The sequence below is a fragment of the Bacillus cereus group sp. BfR-BA-01356 genome, from assembly GCF_022663635.1.
In the GTDB taxonomy this organism is placed as follows: Bacteria; Bacillota; Bacilli; order Bacillales; family Bacillaceae_G; genus Bacillus_A; species Bacillus_A cereus.
The window spans coordinates 1-372 of the sequence record NZ_JAKUFX010000301.1 but is presented as its reverse complement, the minus strand read 5'-3'; the positions used below and the strand labels follow the sequence as shown (position 1 = coordinate 372).

The following is a 372-nucleotide window of genomic DNA, read 5'->3' as shown; positions in this document are numbered from 1 at the left end:
TTTTCTCTGAATCCGTTCATTATTATAGTAGTGGATGTATTCATCCACAGTTTGTATTATACTAGCATTATTCGATTGTTTTATATTTTGCGCATAGAATCCTTCGGATTTTAAATGAGAATGAAAGGATTCTATGAGGGCATTATCATGGCAGTTTCCTGTACGAGACATGCTTGTGATAATGCCTTTTTCTTTGGCATATGTTTGAAATTGTTTTGATGTATACACCTTTCCTTGATCCGAATGTAAAATCGTATCAATCACATTTCGCTTTTTTAAAGCCTCTTTTAGAGTATCTAATACAAGAGAAACATCCTGTGTCTCAGCTATTTTATAACTTACAATTTCATTGTTAAACCCATCTATAATAGA

General features: G+C 32.0%; 1 protein-coding gene. It reads right to left on the bottom strand.

All coding sequences use genetic code 11. The features are described from left to right. Positions 1–372 (bottom strand): DDE-type integrase/transposase/recombinase (locus MR168_RS33155; protein WP_242291774.1); only part of this gene is annotated, 372 nt, incomplete at both ends.